This window comes from Umezawaea tangerina (genome assembly GCF_003002815.1).
GTDB classification, from domain to species: Bacteria; Actinomycetota; Actinomycetes; order Mycobacteriales; family Pseudonocardiaceae; genus Umezawaea; species Umezawaea tangerina.
In genome coordinates, this window is record NZ_PVTF01000015.1 from 255,121 (window position 1) to 273,046 (window position 17,926).

Annotated in this window: 17 protein-coding genes; 10 read left to right on the top strand and 7 right to left on the bottom strand. The window is 71.8% G+C overall.

The features are described from left to right. Positions 1 to 102: 102 nt before the first annotated feature. Entirely contained in the window at positions 103 to 759 is a 657-nt protein-coding gene (locus tag CLV43_RS39520; RefSeq protein WP_281262200.1) for a DUF6518 family protein, read from the top strand. Between the two features lie 565 nt (positions 760 to 1,324). On the opposite strand, the gene argG is transcribed toward CLV43_RS39520, so the two are convergent. Both argG and CLV43_RS39530 read right to left on the bottom strand, forming a co-directional pair. Next, positions 1,325 to 2,770, bottom strand: coding sequence for an argininosuccinate synthase (argG, locus tag CLV43_RS39525; RefSeq protein WP_106194494.1), 1,446 nt, complete (start codon positions 2,768 to 2,770; stop codon positions 1,325 to 1,327). Between the two features lie 135 nt (positions 2,771 to 2,905). After that, positions 2,906 to 3,691, bottom strand: a complete 786-nt coding sequence (locus CLV43_RS39530; RefSeq protein ID WP_170156217.1) for a S1 family peptidase — start codon at positions 3,689 to 3,691, stop codon at positions 2,906 to 2,908. 129 nt (positions 3,692 to 3,820) lie between these two features. On the opposite strand from CLV43_RS39530, the gene CLV43_RS39535 reads away from it, so the two are divergent. Both CLV43_RS39535 and CLV43_RS39540 read left to right on the top strand, forming a co-directional pair. Continuing rightward, the gene (locus tag CLV43_RS39535) at positions 3,821 to 4,483 is read left to right on the top strand and encodes a response regulator transcription factor (protein ID WP_106194500.1); all 663 of its coding nucleotides are present in this window, start codon (positions 3,821 to 3,823) and stop codon (positions 4,481 to 4,483) included. Continuing rightward, a complete protein-coding gene (locus CLV43_RS39540; protein WP_211304773.1) occupies positions 4,480 to 5,655 on the top strand; it encodes a HAMP domain-containing sensor histidine kinase in 1,176 nt (391 codons plus the stop codon). Before CLV43_RS39535 ends, CLV43_RS39540 begins: the two co-directional genes overlap by 4 nt. On the opposite strand, the gene CLV43_RS39545 is transcribed toward CLV43_RS39540, so the two are convergent. Beyond that, the gene (locus CLV43_RS39545) at positions 5,627 to 5,998 is read right to left on the bottom strand and encodes a DUF4267 domain-containing protein (protein WP_106194503.1); all 372 of its coding nucleotides are present in this window, start codon (positions 5,996 to 5,998) and stop codon (positions 5,627 to 5,629) included. The two genes, CLV43_RS39540 and CLV43_RS39545, sit on opposite strands and share 29 nt — an antisense overlap. Before the next feature lie 88 nt (positions 5,999 to 6,086). Here CLV43_RS39545 and CLV43_RS39550 point away from each other — a divergent pair, with 88 nt between their 5' ends. Continuing rightward, entirely contained in the window at positions 6,087 to 6,659 is a 573-nt protein-coding gene (locus CLV43_RS39550; protein ID WP_106194506.1) for a TetR/AcrR family transcriptional regulator, read from the top strand. Between the two features lie 67 nt (positions 6,660 to 6,726). On the opposite strand, the gene CLV43_RS39555 is transcribed toward CLV43_RS39550, so the two are convergent. Together CLV43_RS39555 and CLV43_RS39560 are read right to left on the bottom strand one after the other, a co-directional pair. Continuing rightward, on the bottom strand, positions 6,727 to 7,911 hold the full coding sequence (locus CLV43_RS39555) for a fatty acid desaturase family protein (RefSeq protein ID WP_106194509.1): 1,185 nt from the start codon (positions 7,909 to 7,911) through the stop codon (positions 6,727 to 6,729). A gap of 25 nt (positions 7,912 to 7,936) precedes the next feature. Continuing rightward, positions 7,937 to 9,022 carry a ferredoxin reductase gene (locus tag CLV43_RS39560; RefSeq protein ID WP_106194512.1) on the bottom strand — a complete coding sequence of 362 codons (1,086 nt, stop codon included), beginning with the start codon at positions 9,020 to 9,022 and terminating at the stop codon, positions 7,937 to 7,939. 65 nt (positions 9,023 to 9,087) lie between these two features. Here CLV43_RS39560 and CLV43_RS39565 point away from each other — a divergent pair, with 65 nt between their 5' ends. Together CLV43_RS39565 and CLV43_RS39570 are read left to right on the top strand one after the other, a co-directional pair. Next, positions 9,088 to 10,287: a PucR family transcriptional regulator gene (locus CLV43_RS39565; RefSeq protein ID WP_483887667.1), complete on the top strand. Its 1,200-nt coding sequence runs from the start codon at positions 9,088 to 9,090 to the stop codon at positions 10,285 to 10,287. A 230-nt stretch (positions 10,288 to 10,517) separates the two neighbouring features. Further along, entirely contained in the window at positions 10,518 to 11,234 is a 717-nt protein-coding gene (locus CLV43_RS39570; RefSeq protein ID WP_106194515.1) for a GON domain-containing protein, read from the top strand. A 97-nt stretch (positions 11,235 to 11,331) separates the two neighbouring features. On the opposite strand, the gene CLV43_RS47405 is transcribed toward CLV43_RS39570, so the two are convergent. Next, positions 11,332 to 11,970, bottom strand: a complete 639-nt coding sequence (locus CLV43_RS47405; protein ID WP_170156218.1) for a TetR/AcrR family transcriptional regulator — start codon at positions 11,968 to 11,970, stop codon at positions 11,332 to 11,334. A 304-nt stretch (positions 11,971 to 12,274) separates the two neighbouring features. Here CLV43_RS47405 and CLV43_RS39580 point away from each other — a divergent pair, with 304 nt between their 5' ends. The 3 genes from CLV43_RS39580 (at position 12,275) to CLV43_RS39590 (ending at position 15,557) form a co-directional block, all read left to right on the top strand. After that, positions 12,275 to 12,874: a TetR/AcrR family transcriptional regulator gene (locus tag CLV43_RS39580; RefSeq protein ID WP_106194518.1), complete on the top strand. Its 600-nt coding sequence runs from the start codon at positions 12,275 to 12,277 to the stop codon at positions 12,872 to 12,874. A 6-nt stretch (positions 12,875 to 12,880) separates the two neighbouring features. Next, positions 12,881 to 15,070, top strand: a complete 2,190-nt coding sequence (locus CLV43_RS39585; RefSeq protein WP_106194521.1) for an MMPL family transporter — start codon at positions 12,881 to 12,883, stop codon at positions 15,068 to 15,070. Between the two features lie 145 nt (positions 15,071 to 15,215). Continuing rightward, positions 15,216 to 15,557 (top strand): hypothetical protein, encoded by a 342-nt coding sequence (locus CLV43_RS39590; protein WP_106194583.1) that lies wholly within the window; start codon positions 15,216 to 15,218, stop codon positions 15,555 to 15,557. A 43-nt stretch (positions 15,558 to 15,600) separates the two neighbouring features. On the opposite strand, the gene CLV43_RS39595 is transcribed toward CLV43_RS39590, so the two are convergent. Then, the gene (locus CLV43_RS39595; protein ID WP_106194524.1) at positions 15,601 to 17,094 is read right to left on the bottom strand and encodes an FAD-dependent oxidoreductase; all 1,494 of its coding nucleotides are present in this window, start codon (positions 17,092 to 17,094) and stop codon (positions 15,601 to 15,603) included. Between the two features lie 267 nt (positions 17,095 to 17,361). Here CLV43_RS39595 and CLV43_RS39600 point away from each other — a divergent pair, with 267 nt between their 5' ends. After that, positions 17,362 to 17,835, top strand: coding sequence for a MarR family winged helix-turn-helix transcriptional regulator (locus CLV43_RS39600; RefSeq protein ID WP_106194527.1), 474 nt, complete (start codon positions 17,362 to 17,364; stop codon positions 17,833 to 17,835). Positions 17,836 to 17,926: the final 91 nt, after the last annotated feature.

Genomic DNA, 17,926 nt, shown 5'->3' on the forward strand with positions numbered 1-17,926 from the left:
TCTTGGTTTGTGGTTCTTGGTTTGTGGTTCTGGCCATCCGGATGGGGGGCATCGGCCGGTTGGCTGATGTTGGGTGGGGGCGGGGGCGGGAGGCTGCTGGGCATGTCCACGACTTCTGTTGGTTCCAGGTCGGTTCGTGCCGGGTCGGTTGTGGCTTCGCTTGCCAGGGCGGCGGGTGGGGCGCTGGTCGCCGGGTTGTTCGTCGGTGCGCTCACGAACGTGCTGCAAGGTGTGTTGCCCGATGAGTTGCAGGCGTTGTCGAACTCGGGGTCGGTGTGGGTCGCGGTGGCGTTCGCCGTGGGGGCGGTGGTGATCGTGCCGCGGGTGGCGGTGGTGGCCGGGGGTGCCGCGGAGGTGGGGGCGGTGGTCGGGTACTACGCCTACGCGGAGTTCGTGCGGGACGGGATGGGGGAACTCACCTACCCCCTGTTCTGGTTGGTGATGGGGATGGTGGCCGGGCCGGTGTTCGGGGTGGCCGGGGCGTGGTGGCGCAGCGGGGTGGGGTGGCGGAGGGTGGCCGGGCCCGCGATGTTGGGCGGGGTGTTCGGGATGGACGCGCTCTGGTACCAGTTCGTGTTGGGGTACCACGGGAACGCGATCGGGTACGGGGTGGTGGCGGTGCTGATCCCGGTGGTGTTGGGGGCGACGTTGAGGTTGCGGTTGGTGGGGGTTGGGGTGGCTGCGGTGTTGGCGGGGGTGGCGTTGGGTGGGTTGTGGGTGGTGTCGGAGGTGCCGGTGTGGTTGGGGTCTGGGCGGTGAGGGGTTGGACCCGGTGCCCTGTTGGGTCGTTTTGTGCTGGGCGGAGTTCCTTGGTGCCCACCTGTGGGAAGCCCGGCCCCCGGCGCGCGATTGTCTCAATGCCCGATCTTCGTTGTCAAGACGATAAAGCCATCTTGACAACGAAGATCGGGCAGGAGGGCGCTGTGGATCGGGGGCAGAGGGGAAGTCTGGCTTCGCCAACATCAGGCTGCGCCTGACTCAAGCATCGAGCTTCGCTCGACAAGGCATCCTCGGCTGCGCCGTTGGACCAAGCATCCGCGCTTCGCGGCGGACAGGGCATCCTTGCTGCGCGGCGGACAAGGCCCCAGGCGCTCCGCGCCGGATGCGTGCTGGCGGGCTTCGCCCGGCGGGGGGATCCTCGGCTGCGCCGTCGGACAGGGCATCCTCGCTGCGCGTCGGACAAGGCGGGCGGGCGCTCCGCGCCGGGTGCGAGGTGGCGGCTGCGCCGGTCTGGGCGGGGGTGCTGTTGTGTTGGCTGGTGACTGTATGACGCAGCCCGGCTTCGCTGGTGCGGAGCCGGGCTGCTTTGGGGTTTGGCTGTTCGTTAGTCGTTGCCTGCTTCCAGGGCGGCGTGGTCGAGGAGTTCGTCGTCTGCGACCTCGCCGCGGGAGGCGATGGCTTCGGCGCCGCCGTCTGGCATGGTGCCGATGAGTTCAGTGGAGGTGACCTGGGCTGCGCTGATGAGGGCGGACTGCCTGCTGCCGACCATGCCGAAGCCGGCGTACAGCTCGAGCTTGGCGCGGGAGTCGGCGATGTCGAGGTTGCGCATGGTGAGCTGGCCGATGCGGTCGACGGGGCCGAAGGCGGAGTCCTCGGTGCGTTCCATGGAGAGCTTGTCGGGGTGGTAGCTGAACGAGGGGCCGGTGGTGTCGAGGATGGAGTAGTCCTCGCCGCGGCGGAGGCGGAGGGTGACCTCGCCGGTGACGGCGGTGCCGACCCAGCGCTGGAGGGCCTCGCGCATCATGAGGGCCTGGGGGTCGAGCCAGCGGCCCTCGTACATGAGCCTGCCGAGCTTGCGGCCGTCGTTGTGGTAGGCGGCGAGGGTGTCCTCGTTGTGGATGGCGTTGACGAGGCGTTCGTAGGCGGCGTGCAGCAGGGCCATGCCGGGAGCCTCGTAGACGCCGCGGCTCTTGGCCTCGATGATGCGGTTCTCGATCTGGTCGGACATGCCGAGACCGTGGCGACCGCCGATGGCGTTGGCCTCCAGCACCAGGTCGACCGGGGAGCCGAACTCCTTGCCGTTGATGGCGACGGGGCGGCCCTGGTCGAAGCCGATCGAGACGTCCTCGGCGGCGATCTCGACAGCCGGGTCCCAGAAGCGGACGCCCATGATGGGGTCGACGAGCTCGATGCCGGTGTCGAGGTTCTCCAGCGCCTTGGCCTCGTGGGTGGCGCCCCAGATGTTGGCGTCGGTGGAGTACGCCTTCTCGGTGCTGGAGCGGTAGGGCAGGTCGCGGGTCTGCAACCACTCGGACATCTCGGTGCGGCCGCCGAGCTCACCGACGAAAGCGGCGTCCAGCCACGGCTTGTAGATCCGCAGGGACGGGTTGGCGAGCAGGCCGTAGCGGTAGAACCGCTCGATGTCGTTGCCCTTGTAGGTGGAGCCGTCGCCCCAGATCTGCACGTCGTCGTCCAACATGGCCCGCACCAGCATGGTGCCGGTCACCGCGCGGCCCAGCGGCGTGGTGTTGAAGTACGTGCGACCACCGGTCCTGATGTGGAACGCGCCGCAGGCCAGCGCCGCGAGCCCTTCCTCCACCAGAGCCGCGCGGCAGTCGACGAGCCGGGCGATCTCCGCGCCGTACAGCTCGGCGCGGTCCGGGACCGACGCGATGTCGGGCTCGTCGTACTGACCGATGTCGGCCGTGTACGTGCACGGCACCGCGCCCTTCTCACGCATCCACGCGACCGCCACCGAGGTGTCGAGGCCACCGGAGAAGGCAATGCCGACGCGCTCGCCGGCGGGGAGGGAAGTGAGGACTTTGGACACGACGTAGATTATGCACGACTCTGCATGATCATACAAACCCGAGTTCCGAACGGGTGATCCCGACCATCGATCAGGCCCGCGACCAGCACGAACGCCCGCCGGTCGCACTTCGGCGCGACCGGCGGGCAGCTCCGCTCAGACGGCGGGTTCCGGACAGGTGACCGAGCGGACCCAGTCGCGGTAGGCCGACACGTCGACGTAGCTGGACACCCGCACGCCGGTCTCGGTGTCCCGACCACCGCCGCTGGTCACGCCTGCCACGCGCCAGCCGTGCGGGGTCCTGGTCAGCGCGGGGCTGCCGGAGTCACCGGCCAGCGAGCCGCGGTCGGGGTCCTGGAAGCACAGGTACTGCTTCTCGCCGCGGTCGCACGCCGCCGACGGGTCGACCGGGAGCGTGACCTCCCGCAGGCGGACCGGCAGGTCGAGGCACTCGGCGGTGTCGCAGGTGTACCCCCACCCGAGCGCGCGCATCGGCGAGCCCGCGGCGGGCGACTCCGTCGCGAGGTCCGCGGGCCGGGCCGAGACCGGGTGGTCCAGCTCCATCAGCACCAGGTCGACGCCGCCGCACGTGTGGGCGACCGGGTCGCACCCGGTTCCGGGGTACGGGCGCCTGCCCACCACGGTGGCGACCTCTCCCCCACCGGTCCGGTCGAGACTCCCGACGCGCACCCGCAGGTCGGGGCCCGCCAGCGTGCAGTGGAACGCGGTCAGCACCCAGCGCGGGGCGACCAGGGTGCCACCGCAGGTGTGCCCGCCGTCGGGCAGCTGCACGGACGCGATCCACGACAACGGCGTCCCGACCTCGCCGCCGCCGATGATCGCCCCGGCCTGACCGGGCAGCAGGACCGAGCCCACCAGCGCGAGCACCGCGGCGAACACCCCGCGACGACGGGCGGGGCGTTCGTTGTTGTTGTCTGCCACCAGTTCTCCTCTGTTCACACCGGACGTGGTCGGGAGCGGACGCTAGTGATCGCGCCGTTCGGGCCGCGTTCGACGGGAGACCGGGCTTCATATGCGGTTCGAACAGGCCGCTTGCTACGTTCGCCGACCATGCGGGTGCTGGTGGTGGAGGACGAGGAGTACCTGGCGCGGGTGATCCAGATAGGACTGCGGCGGCACGAGATGGCGGCGGACGTCGTGCACGACGGCGCCACCGCGCTGGAAAGCCTGGCGGTCAACGACTACGACGTGGTGGTGCTCGACCGCGACCTGCCGGGGGTGCACGGCGACGAGGTGTGCCGGAGGCTCGTCGCGCTCAGGCCGGACTGCCGCGTCGTGATGCTCACCGCGGCGGGACGGTTGGCGGACAAGGTCGAAGGGCTCGGCATGGGTGCCGACGACTACCTCGCCAAGCCGTTCGACTTCCCCGAGCTGGTCGCCAGGCTGCGCGCCGTGCACCGCCGCAACCGCCAGGCCCACGCCCCGGTGCTGGTCTTCGCCGACATCGCGTTCGACACCCACCGCCGCCGGGTCACCCGAGCGGGGCGGGAGATCCCGTTGGCACCGAAGGAGATGGCGGTCCTGGAGCTCCTGATGCGCGCCGAGGGCGGTGTCCTGTCCAGCGAGCAGCTGCTGGAGAAGGCCTGGGACGACAACGCCGACCCGTTCACCAACGCCGTCCGCCTCGTCATCCACACCCTGCGCAGGAAGCTGGGCGAGCCGCGGGTCGTGCACACCGCGATCAGCGCCGGGTACTGCCTGCGGGCCCCGTGACCGGGTTCGGGATCCGCACCCGCCTGCTCCTGGGTTTCGTGGTCGCGCTCGTCGTCGCGGGTGGACTGGTGGTCGCCGTCGTCTACGTCGGCATCCGCTTCGTGCCGACCTACGAGCTCGTACCGGCGCACCCGATCGGCGACGAAATCCCGTCGGCGGGCGCCTCCCCGGAGGGGCGGGCGACCACGATGACCACGATCGCCCTGCGCAGCAAGCAGGACGTCTGGAGCATGGTGCTCGCCACCTCCGCCGTCGGGATGCTGCTGGTGGTGGTCGTCGGGCTGGTGGCCGGACGGCTCGTGGTGCGGCGCCTGCTCGCCCCGCTGGGGGCGATCAGCCGGGTCGCGGCGGCGACGGCGACCGGCGACCTGGAGCAGCGCGTCAACGCGGGCGGACCGCCCGACGAGCTGAGGGACCTCGCCGACACGTTCGACTCGATGCTCGACGAGCTCCAGGAGCTGTTCGCCGCGCACCGGCGGTTCGCCGCCAACGCCTCCCACGAGCTGCTCACCCCGTTGGCCACCACCAGGAGCATCCTCCAGGTGGCGATGAGCGGCGGGTCGGCCGAGGAGCTGGCCGAGCTGGCCCCGATGCTGCTGGCGACGAACGAGCGCAACATCACCATCGTGACCGCGCTGCTCCAGCTCGCGGGCGCCGAGCACGAACGGCCCGACGCCGAGCTGGTGGACCTCGGCGACCTCGTCCGCCTGGTCGCGGCCGACCACACCGCCACCGCGCAGGAGCGCGACGTGCGCCTGCACGTCGACCGGGACCAGGAGTGCACGGTCACCGGCAGCACCCCGCTGCTGCGCCAGCTGGTCCACAACCTGCTCGACAACGCGCTCACCTACAACGTGCCCGGCGGGCAGGTCGACCTCTCCGTCCGCCACGACCGGGACTCCGTGGTCCTGGAGGTCCGCAACACCGGGCCGCTGGTCACACCGGGCACCACCGACCGGCTGTTCGAGCCGTTCTACCGGGCCGAGCGGTCGCGGATCCGCAGCGGCAGCTCCGGCCACGGGCTGGGGCTCGCCATCGTCCGTTCGATCGTCCACGCCCACCAGGGCGGCGCGACGGCCGTCGGCAACGCGGGCGGTGGGCTGACCGTGCGGGTCGAGCTCCCCCGGTCCGTCCACGACGGGCTCACAGCGCGAACAGCAGGGCGGCGCTGAGCAGGACGACGACGGCCGTGGCGAAGTGGATGCCGAAGGCCACCGCCTTGGTGCCTCCGTTGCGCAGGACGATCACGGTGTCCCCCAGCGGCGCGAGGGCGACGACGAGCATGAACCAGGCGGCGGCGTGGGCGCCCACGAACGCGATCAGGGCCAGGCCGAGGACCCCGTAGGTGAGGTCGCGCACCCCCTTCACGGACAGGTAGGCGGCGTCGCCGTCCGGCTTGGCCGGGACGCCGTAGGCCGCGGCCGCCGCCCGCGGCACGAGGAGGAACCGGACGCCGATGAAGATGATGAACGCGTTGAGGACGACGGCGAGCCCGTAGGCGGTCCAGGTGAGCATGGTCTTCTCCGATATCTAGCGACGCTAGGAACAAGAACGACGCTAGCAGAGCGACGCCCCGTTCGCTAGCAGTGCTAGCATCACGGTCATGACGATCCAGGCGCGCCGGGAGCGCGAACGTGCCGAACGGGAGCAGCTGATCGTCGCCGCCGCGCGGCAGCTGGCCGAGTCGGAGGGCTGGGACGCGGTGACCACGCGGCGGCTGGCGCGGGAGATCGAGTACAGCCAGCCGGTGCTCTACAGCCACTTCAAGGGCAAGGACGCCATCATGGCGGCGGTCGCGGTCGAGGGCTTCACCGACCTGGCCGCCCGGTTGCACGAGGCCCGCACGTCGGCGCCCGACGCTCACCGGGCCCTCGCGGACGTGGCGGCCGCGTACGCGGAGTTCGCCGAGCGGCACCCCGCCATCTACGACGCCATGTTCACCCTCGCCGTCGACCTCCCGTTCGCCAGCCCCGACACGCCCGCGGCGCTCCAGGACGGGTTCGGCGAGCTGCGCGAGGTCATGCGGCCGCTGGTGGACGCGGGCGACCTGGAGACGCTCACCGAGACGTTCTGGAGCGGACTGCACGGGCTCATCACGCTCATGCGCGGCGGCAGGCTCCGCCCTCAGGACCACGAGCGGCGGCTGGCGCTGCTGATCGACCGCTATTCGCCGTGACCCGGTCCGCCCACGGCGGGCCGGGCCGCGCGGGTGCCCCCGGACGGCCGGTCCACCACTGCTGTCGTCACGACCCGGCGGTCGCGACCCTCGGGCGCTCCTGCCGCACCGGTGCCACCGCGCGCAGGGGCGCCGGGCGCGCGGGCCGCTTCTTCTTGGCGAGGAGGTCGTTGGGGAGGGAGAGCCTGATGACCTTGCGCCACGCGGAGGCGACCTGCTTGGGCAGCGAGCCGGTGGTGTAGGTCAGGCCGTAGCGCTCGAACAGGTTCCGCACGTGCGGCGCGATCTCCTGGTACCGGTTGCTCGGCAGGTCCGGGAACAGGTGGTGCTCGACCTGGAACGACAGGTTGCCGGTCATGATGTGCAGCAGCGGGCCGCCGCTGATGTTGGCGGAGCCCAGCATCTGGCGCAGGTACCACTCGCCGCGGGTCTCGCCCTCGATCGAGGTGCGCTCGAAGGTCTCGACGCCCTCCGGGAAGTGCCCGCACATGATCACCGAGTGCGTCCACAGGTTGCGGATCAGGTTCGCGGTGAGGTTCGCGGCCAGCGTGGTCGGCGCGGACGGGCCGGACAGCAGCGGGTGCACCACGTAGTCCTTGGCGGCCTGGCGGCGGACCTTGCGCAGGGTCGCGGCGAGGCGGGCCTTGAAGGCGGGGTCGCGCCTGCGCTTCTCGCTGCTGAGGTTCTTGCCCAGCTCCAGGTCGTAGGCGGCGATGCCGTACTGGAAGAAGATGGCGTTGACCAGGTTCCACAGCGGCTGCCCGAGGTGGGCGGGGTGCCACTTCTGCCCCTCGTCCACGCGCATGATCCCGTAGCCGAGGTCGTTGTCCTTGCCCAGGACGTTGGTGTAGGTGTGGTGCAGCTCGTTGTGCGAGTGCTTCCACTGCTCGGCGGGCGAGGCGTGGTCCCACTCCCAGGTCGTGGAGTGGATCTTCGGGTCGCGCATCCAGTCCCACTGGCCGTGCATGACGTTGTGGCCGATCTCCATGTTCTCCAGGATCTTGGCGATCGACAGCGCCGCGGTGCCCACGAACCAGGCGGGCGGGAACTTGGAGGCGAGCAGCACGGCGCGGCCGCCCATCTCGAGCACCCGCTGGGTCTTGATCACCTTGCGGATGTAGGCGGCGTCGTCCGCGCCGCGGCTCGCGATCACCTTCTCCCGCAGCGCGTCCAGCTCCCGGCCGAGGTTCTCGACGTCCTCGGGGGTCAGGTGGGCGATCGGGTTGCGGTCCTGCTTCTGGATCGTGGTCATGGCGTCCTCGAATGTTCGGGTGGGGTCAGATGCCGAGGTGGCAGGGACCCGCGGCGGCGGAGATGCACGTCTGGACGGGGATGTCGTCGCCCTCCGCGGCGGTGGTCACCACGCCGTTGCGGAGGTCCCGCACCGATCCCCCGCGCAGCGGGACGACGCAGCCGAAGCAGATGCCCATGCGGCAGCCCGACGGCATCAGCACGCCGCCTGCCTCGCCCGCGTCGAGCAGCGCGGTGGCGCCGTCGGCCTCGACGGTGACGCCGGAGTCGCCGAACGAGACCGTCCCGCCCTCGCCGACGGCGACCACGGCGGGCCGGAAGCGCTCGGTGTGCAGCAGGTCCCCGTGACCGGCCGCGTCGTAGGTGGACTGGAGTGCGTCGAGCAGCTCGTTCGGCCCGCACGCCCAGGTGTGCCTGGATGCCAGGTCCGGCACCAGCTCGGCCAGCCGCTCGGGAGTCAGCCGCCCGTCGACCTCGGTGTGCCGCTCGACCAGCCGCAGCCCGCCGCGGGCGGCGAGGCCGCGCAGCTCGGGGCCGAAGATGACGGCGTCCGGGCGCGGGGCGGAGTGGACCAGCACGACGTCGGCGAGCGAGCCCGCGGCGTCGCGGAGCATCCCCATGACGGGGGTGATCCCGCTGCCCGCGGTGACGAAGAGGGCCTTGGCGGGCCGGACGAGGGGCAGGGTGAAGTCGCCCGCCGCCTGGTCGAGGTGCACGACGGTGCCCGCCCGGACCCGGTGGACGAGGTGGCCCGACACCACGCCGCCCGGCTGGGCCTTGACCGTGATGGTGATGACGCCGTCGGGGCGCGGCGGTGAGGTCAGCGAGTAGGAGCGCCACTGCCGGACGCCGTCGACGTCCACGCCCAGGCGCACGTACTGGCCCGCGGTGTGGCCCTTCCAGCCGCGTCCCGGCCGGATGGCGATGGTCGCGGCGTCACGGGTCTCGGGCCGCACGGCCACGACGCGCCCGCGCGGGTTCGCCCCGCCGCGCAGCGGGTCGATGACCTCCCAGAAGTCGCCGGGCACCAGCGGCGTGGTCGCCAGCTCGACGAACCGGCGCGCGCGGTCGCGCAGCAGCGCGAACTGAGCCGGGGTCCGTGTTGTCGCCATGACTCCAGCGTGTCAACATCAGGAGGTAAATTCCTGTGCCTTCGACGTGAATCGAGACCAGTTCTTTGTCCTCAGCGAACAATTCGGCCGACCTGGGAGGTTTTCGCCTGCCCAGGTCGGTGGCGGCGGCGATGCGGTCCGGGCTGGCGCCGGTCGCCGAGCACACGGTCGCCGCCGTCGTCCACGAGGTGCCCGCCTACGCCGAGGTGTTCACCGGCGGGACCGGCCGGACGATCGAGCGCGCAGTCGAGCTGGCGCTGGCGGGCTTCCTGGAGCTGACCGCGGGCACGGGCGGCGCGGACGCGGGCACTCCCCTGGGCCCCGCTCTGGACGGGGCCTACGCGCTCGGCCGCGGCGAGGCGCGCAGCGGCAGGTCGATGGACGCGCTGCTGGCCGCCTACCGGGTCGGGGCGCGGATCGCGTGGCGGGAGCTGAGCGGCATCGCGGCGGCCGGCCACCTCCCGTCCGGGGAGATGGCGCGGTTCGCCGAGTTCCTGTTCGCCTACATCGACCAGCTGTCGGCGCTCAGCGTCGCCGGTCACGCCGACGAGCTCGCCACCACCGGCCGGGTCCGCGAGCACTACCTCGAACGCCTGGCGCACAGCCTGCTGACCGGCGCGAACCCCGACGACCTCGCGGCCGCGGCGGAACGGGCGAGCTGGGAGCCGCCCCGGTCGCTGACCGCGGTGATCGTCCCCGAGGCCAGGGCGCGAGGCGTGCTGGTCCGGCTCGACCCGCGCACCCTGCAGGCCGTCGAGGACGTCCCCGAGGGCCGGATGACGGTCCTGCTGGTCCCCGACGCCGAGGGCCGCTCCCGCCCGTCGCTGGTCGGCGCGCTCCTCGGCGCGGACGCGGTCGTCGGGCCCGCCCGCCCGTGGACCGGCGCGCGGTCGTCCTACCTGCGGACCCAGCGGGCCGTGCGGCTGGGCCTGCGGCCGACCGGCCGCGCTCCCCTGGACACCGAGCAGCGGCTGGCCGACCTGGTGCTGCGCTCCGACGTCGAGGCGCTCGACGACCTGCGCGCCCAGGTCCTGGCACCGCTGGACGCCCTGCGCCCCGGACCGAGGGCCAAGCTGGTGGAGACGCTGCGGTCGTGGCTGCTGCACCACGGGCGGCGCGAGGAGATCGCCGCGGACCTGTTCGTGCACCCCCAGACCGTGCGCTACCGGATGAGCCAGCTCAGGGAGGTGTACGGGTCGCGCCTGGAGGACCCGACGACCGTGCTGGAGCTGACGATCGCGCTGGGATCGGCCGACCCCGGCTGACCGCGCCCTGGCCATACGCCTCGGCGCCGAGCGCGCGCAAGACGCGTTCCGGAAGTGCACTCGGTCGTGTCCGACAACGACTCGAATGCCGTTATACCGCGAGCGGGAACGGCACGAATTCCGATAAAGAACTGCACGTCGACGCACGGGGCTCACTCGCGCAGCCGATCGACCGCCACCGCGAATTGCGTTCTAATTCTGGGGTAAATCCCCGGAGAAAAGGAACGACCATGATTCGAAGAATTGTCGCGGTGGCCGCCGCACTGGCGCTGGCCGTCGTCGTCGCCCCCTCGGCCACGGCGCAGCCGACGCCCACCATCCCCCCGGCCAGCTGCGCGGGCATCCACGCCCTGCTGCCCATCGCGGGCGACGGCAACTACACGCTCAACACCGGCACCCACATCGTCCCGGTGTACTGCCACGACATGGCGGGCACGCCGCGCGAGTACATCACCCTCGGCGCCGCCAACTTCTCCCAGTACACCGCGGGCGGCGCCGCGCCGGGGACGAACGTGCGCACCACGTTCACCCGCGTCCGGCTGAACCCGGCCACCCTGAAGGTCGACATCAACGACCTCACCTTCGCCACCTCGACCGGATCGCTCAGCCAGGGCGCCACGGTGGTCACCTCCATGCCCTACGGGGTGGCCTTCTCCTGCGACGCCTCGCCGAGCGGCGTCGGCCGCATCGACCTCACGGGCACGGCGTTCACGCTGGCCGACACCTTCCAGGTCGGCGGGTTCAACGCGTCGGGCAACGCCACCGTCAGCCCCGACAACCGCTCCGCGGACCTGACCGGCGGCGGCTACTGCGGGTGGATCAGCCCGGCGCCCTACATCTACAACCCGAGCAACCCCAGCGGCCCCGACTTCCACCTCGAGCTCGGGTGCGGCCCCTACAACCTGATCGACGTCCTGCTGGGCCGGGCCTGCGTGGTCCTTCCCTGACTCCGCCGGACCGACACGAGCCGCCGCCCCCGCGACGGCTCGTTCCGCTGCCGCGAATCAACGCGGAAAACGGGACCCCGACAATTGTCGACTCCCATTAACCAGGATCTTGGCCGACATTCTCCGACGACGGGCCGAATTCACCGTCCGGGGCCGCCAGCAATGGCGCGGACATCAGGTCGACGTAATACCCGAGCAGCTCGTGGTCGGCGGCCGAGATCGCCGGGGTGCCGATCTTGCCGCGCAGGAACCCGATGCCGGTGATGAGCGCGGCGAGCAGCTCGGCCCGCAGCTCGGCGTCGGGCCCCTCCAGGCGCGGGGCCAGCCGGTCGCCGAAGCTGTTCCGGATGCGCTCCCGGATGTGGGCGCGGACGGTGTGGTCGTTCGCCGCGGTGACCAGGGCGGAGAGGCTGCCCGTCCCCGGCTGGGTCTCCGGGCGCAGCAGCGCGCGGTGCAGCAGGGTGTGCGGCAGGTCCGCCAGCGGAGTCGTGTCGATCTCGCTCTCCGAGCCCTCCGCCCCCTCCTTCACGACCTCGGCGAACAGCTTCTCCTTCGACCCGAAGTACCGGTACACGAGCGCCTGGTTCACCCCGGCGGCCGCTGCCACGTCACGGGTGCTGGTTCCCTCGACACCGTGCTTGGCCATCAGCTCACGGGCCGCCGACAGCAGGGCGGCACGGGTGGCCGCCGCGTCCCGGCGACGCGGGGCGGTGGGCGCGGGCGGGGTGTCCAACACGGGCCTCCCGGCGTCTTCGTCGACCGACGACCGGAGTCTAGAGCAGGGACTTCCCCTTGTGGGAGCGATCACCGGAGCAGATGTAGTCGATCGTTGACCTAGCCGGGCGGCGCTCACCACCGGCCAAGTCGCCAGTTGATCGCACACGGAGGTCGTGGTGTCCGGAACGCTCACGTCGCAACCCGGTCGGCCTCGGCACGTGGCCTGCGCTGTCCAGGACCTCCCGGCGGGTATGACGAAGGCCACCGACCAAGTTGGTCGGTAAACCGACCAACTTGGTCCATACCGCCGTATGGTGGAACGCATGACCCGCCCGTTCCGGCAGCAGATCGACGAGAGCATCCTCGACCACGCCGCCGCGCTCTTCGCCCGCCAAGGCGTCGCGAAGACCTCCGTCCAGGAGGTCGCCGACGCCGTCGGCCTCTCGAAGACCGGTCTCCTGCACCACTTCCCCAGCAAGGACGCGCTGCGCGAGGCCGTGGTCGCCCAGGCGGGCGGGCTCGGCCAGCTGGCCCTCGACCAGGTCGGGGACCTGCCCCTCGGGCGTGACCGCGACCGGCGCGCGATCGAGGTGCTGGTCGACGTGGCGGTGGCGCACCCCGGCCTCGTCGCCCTGCTGCTGGCACCGGTCACGCACGGCGGTGCCGGCGTCGTCGACCCGACCGACGACGGCATCGGAGGAGCCGCCTTCAAGGCGTTCGGCGTCGACCCCGAGGCCGACGCCCCCGAGCGGATCGTCCGGGTGGCGGGCGCGCTGTGCGCGCTGGCCCTCCTGAGCATCGCCGCGCACCGCGCGGACCAGACCACCGCGTGGCGACCTCTCGTCGTCGCCACCTGCTACGACGCGCTCGGCCACAGCCGTCCCGGCGCCCCCCTTCCCGACTCCGCCCACCTGGAGGGCTGATCCCCCATGGCTCGTTTCCTGTCCCGAATCGGGGCCTTCTCGCACCGGCACCGGCTGAGCGTGATCGCCGTCTGGCTGGTCGTCCTGATCGGCGGCGGCGCCGGAGCCGTCACGCTGGCGGGCGAGACGTCCAGCAGCTTCTCCATCCCCGGTCAGGAGTCGACCACCGCGCTCCAGCGGATCAGCGAGAAGTTCGGCTCCAGCGGCGCCTCCGCCAAGGTCGTCGTGCACGCGCCCGCCGGTCAGCAGCTGACCACGCCCCAGAACGCCAAGGCGCTCGGCGACCTGGTCACCCAGCTCGGCGGGCTGTCCGGTGTGGTGAAGGCCGGCAACCCGCTGGACCCGGCGGCGCCGTCGGTCAACGCCGCCCAGGACACCGCCTACAGCACGGTGACCTACTCGGCCAAGGTCGGCGACGTGACCGCCGAGCAGCAGAAGGCGCTGCTCGACGCCGTGGACGCCGCCCGGAGCACCGGTCTCACGATCGAGGCCACCGGCGAGGCGACGCAGGCGCCGTTCCACATCGGGGGCATCGCCGAGGGGCTGGGTGTCGTGGTCGCCCTGATGATCCTGGTGATCACCTACGGCTCGCTGATCGCGGCCGGGATGAACCTGCTGACCGCGCTCGTCGGCGTCGGCATCGGCGTCCTGGGCGTCACCATCGCCACCGGCTTCGCCGACCTGTCGTCGACCACGCCGATCCTCGCGGGCATGCTCGGCCTGGCCGTCGGCATCGACTACACCCTGTTCATCGTCACCCGGTACCGGCACGAGCTGCGGCGCGGCGCCGACGTGGGCACGGCCGTCGCGACGGCCGTGGGCACCGCGGGCTCGGCGGTGGTCACCGCCGGGCTGACCGTGGTCATCGCGCTGACCGGCCTGGTCGTGGTGGGCATCCCGTTCCTGACCCAGATGGGTGTGGCCGCGGCCGCCACCATCGTCGTCGCCGTCCTGGTCGCGATCACCCTGGTCCCGGCCGTGCTCGGCTACCTCGGCGACAAGGTGCTGCCCCGCAGGCAGCGCGGCGCCGCCCCTGTCGCGCATGACGCGGTCGACACCGGCAAGCGCGGGTTCCTGGCGGGCTGGAGCACGGCGGTCACCCGCAGGCGGGTCCTGGCCCTGGGTCTCGCGGTCGTCGCGCTCGGCGTGATCGCCATCCCGTTCGCCTCGATGCGCACGACCCTGGTGCAGCGGCCCGCCTCGGACAGCACCCAGGCGCGCGCCGACCAGATGCTCACCGACGGCTTCGGCGCCGGGTTCAACGGCCCGATCGTCATGCTGTTCGACGGCACCGGCGCGGTCGAGGCCGCCACGAAGGCGGGCCCGGCCATCTCGGCCCTGGACGACGTCGCCGTCGTCACGCCGCCGACGCCCAACTCCGACGGCACCGCGGCCCTGGTCACGGTCATCCCCAAGTCCGGTCCCACCAGCGAGGCCACCGAACGGCTCGTGGCCGACCTGCGCGCCCTGCCCGCCGACCCCGGCGGTCCGAAGGCCGCGGTCACCGGTGCCACGGCGGTCAGCGTGGACGTCGCCAAGAGCCTCGACGACGCGCTGCCGATCTACCTCGCGCTGGTCGTCGGCCTGGCGCTCGTGCTGCTGGTGCTGGTGTTCCGGTCGCTGCTGGTGCCGCTGGTCGGCGTGCTGGGCTTCCTGCTCACCATCGGCGCCTCCCTCGGCGCCACGGTCGCGGTGTTCCAGTGGGGCTGGCTTGGCGACCTGGTCGCCCTCGACAGCACCGGCCCGCTGATCAGCCTCACCCCGATCCTGGTGATCGGCATCCTGTTCGGCCTCGCGATGGACTACCAGATCTTCCTGGTGTCGCGGATGCACGAGGCGCACAGCCACGGCGCCGCGCCCCTGGAGGCGATCCGCACCGGCTTCCGCCAGGCGGCACCCGTCGTCGTCGCGGCCGCGCTGATCATGTTCTCGGTCTTCGCGGGCTTCGTGCCCGCCGGCGACGCGACGCTGAAGTCGATCGCGTTCGCCCTGGCCGCGGGCATCCTGTTCGACGCCTTCGTCGTCCGCATGGTCCTGGTGCCCGCGGCGCTCGCCCTGCTCGGCGACCGCGCCTGGTGGCTCCCCGGTTGGCTGACCTGGCTGCCCGAGCTCGACGTCGAGGGCTCCGCCCTCACCAAGACCGCCGAGACCGCCGCGGTCGAGGAACGGCAGGAGGTCGCCGCCGCCGAGCGGTGACGACCACCCGACGTCAACGGCCCGTCCCCGGTTGCCGGGGACGGGCCGTTGACGTCGGAGCACATCCGATAGCGCCGCGCACCAACGACTCTCACTTCGTCCCGAGTGGAGGGTGGACGCGATCCGCGCTGCTAGCGTGATCGACATGTGGTTCCCACGGCGATTCGTCAACGGCTTCAACGGACGCGTGGTCGCACTGCGGTCCTCACCGCGGTTCGGGAGGGCGGTCAGCAGGTACCTCACCGTCGTCACCTACACCGGGCGCCGGTCGGGGCGGGTGTTCAGCACTCCGGTGGGCTACCGCCGGGTCGGCGACGTCGTCACGATCGGCGTGCAGTTCCCCGACGCCAAGAAGTGGTGGCGCAACTTCCTCGGCGAGGGCGGGCCCATCTCGTTGGAGCTCGACGGCGTGGAGCGCGGCGGGCACGCGGTCGCCCGCCGGGACGAGCGCGGCCGCGTCAGCCTCACCGTGCGGCTCGACAGCTGACCCGTCCGAAAACCCGCGCCTCCAGCGGGTCCGGGGTCGTGGGCTAGGCCGCCGGCCGCGGCGCGTGGACGCCGACACCGTCCAAATAGGTCTCCAGGGTTCCCAGGTCGGCGGTGTCGAGCACCGCGGCGACGTACCCGTCCGGTCGGACCAGGACCCACTGGTCAGTCGAGAGTCCGTAGGCGCGCCGGAAGTGGCCGTCGGTGTCGACGACGTCACCGCGGAGCCCGGTGGTGTGGACGTGCAGGCCCACCCGTGCCGCCGGTGCCGCGGCCGCGTCGACGTCGTGCCCCAACAACGTCCAGTGCGGGCCCCGGAAGAGGGTGAAGAGGCGGACGGGCAGGCCGCCCGCACCGGTCAGCGGGGCGTCGGGGGCGCGGTCGCCGGGCAGGACCCCCTTGTCGTGCACCGCGCCGGTGAGGTTGAGCGGCGACTCCGGGTAGCCGAGGTCGAGCTGGTTGACCTCGCGGCCGCGGTGCATGTCCCGGTCCTTGGTCGCCTCCAGCAGCCGCACGGACAGACCCAGGACTCCTTCGGCGACGGGCCTGCGTTCGTGCTCGTAACTGTCCAGCAGGGAGTCCGGGGCGCCGTCGAGGACGGCGGCGAGCTTCCAGCCGAGGTTGTAGGCGTCCTGGACGCTGGTGTTCAGCCCCTGGCCGCCGGTCGGCGGGTGGCAGTGCGCCGCGTCGCCCGCGAGCAGCACCCGGCCCACCCGGTAGGTGTCGGCCAGCCGGGCGTTCATCTCGAACGCCGACGCCCAGCGGACCTCGCGGATCGTGAGGTCGGCGCGGCCGGTGCGCTCGCGGAGCAGGGCGGTGAGCCCTTCGGCGGACAGGTCGACCTTGACGTCGAACGGGACCGGGCCCTGGAACTGGAACATGTCGGTGCCGCGCAGGGGGCACAGGGACGTCTGTCCCCAACGGTGCCAGGCGTCGGCGGTGACGCCGTCGACCAGGACGTCGGCCACGACCGCGCGGACGCCGAGGGTCTTGCCGGGGAAGCCGATGCCCAGCCGCTTGCGCACGAAGCTGGAGCCGCCGTCGGTGCCGACCAGGTAGCGGGTCCGCACGGTGCGTTCCCCGTCCGGGGTCGCGACGCGCGCGGTCACGCCGTCGGCGTCCTGGTCGAACCCGACGAGCTCGTGGCCCTGCCGGACGACGTGGCCGAGCTCGGCCAGCCGGTCGCGCAGCCGTCGTTCGGTGAGGAACTGCGGGACCAGGAGCGCGAGCTGGTAGGGCTCCTCGGGCGTCGGGTCGGACGGCACGACGACCGGTCGGTCGACCGGACCGCCCTCGTCGTAGGTGCGCTGCACGGGGTACTCGCCGCCGGAGGCGACGAGGCGGTCGATCACCCCCAGGTCCTCGAACACCTCCTGGCTGCGGGGCTGGATGCCCTTGCCGCGCGAGCCCGCGAACGGGTGCGGCGCCTTGTCGATCAGCAGGAACCCGACGCCCCGGCGGGCCAGGTCGACGGCGAGGGTCAGTCCCGCCGCGCCGGATCCGGTGATGACCACGTCGGGGTCGGTGGTGCGCGCCATGGCTCGGCTCTCCTTCGGGGATGAGGTGCACATCGTGTGCATGATGCACACGTTATGACCGAACGCGAGCGGTCGTCAAGGTCGCCCGAAGCGGTCAGATCGACTACACAGCAGACATTTCGACCGTCGAGCAGCACGAACACCACTCACCAGCGTCCAAAAATTCGGTGTATTCTGCACAGGTATGTGGTCCGAACGGGCGTCGGAGCACCCGCGTTAACATGGGCGCTCCCGTCCCGGACAGCGCGAAAGGCAGGTGCGGCGGTCATGACGACGAGACGACGACTGGTGGCCCAGCGGCACCTGCACCAGTCGGTCGTGGACCTGGTGGCGCTCATGAACCAGCCGCAGCGCGACGACGTCCTGCTCGCCGAGGCGGGCGTGGCGCTCGACCGCGCCCTGTTCCCGCTGCTGGTGGGCATCCAGCGGTTCCAGCCGATCGGGGTCGTCGAACTGGCCGAGAAGGCGGGGCGCGACCACACGACGGTCAGCAGGCAGGTCGCCAAGCTGGCCGAGCTGGGCCTGGTCGAGCGCAGGCCGAGCGCGGCGGACCGGCGGATCAAGGAAGCGCTGATCACCGAGGAGGGCCGCCGGGTCACCGACGCGCTCGACGCCGCCCGGCACCGGCTCACCACACCGGCGTTCGCCCACTGGACCGACCACGACCTGTTCGAGCTCGACCGCCTGGTGCGCCGGTTCGTGGACGACCTGCTCGCCATGCGCCCGCCCGAGACCGACTAGTGTCCTGAGTCTTTAGTTCGTGTGCAGGCGTAGGGTTCGGTGGCATGCCGAACCCGAAACTGCCCGAGTTGGTGCTCTCCGACGATGAGGC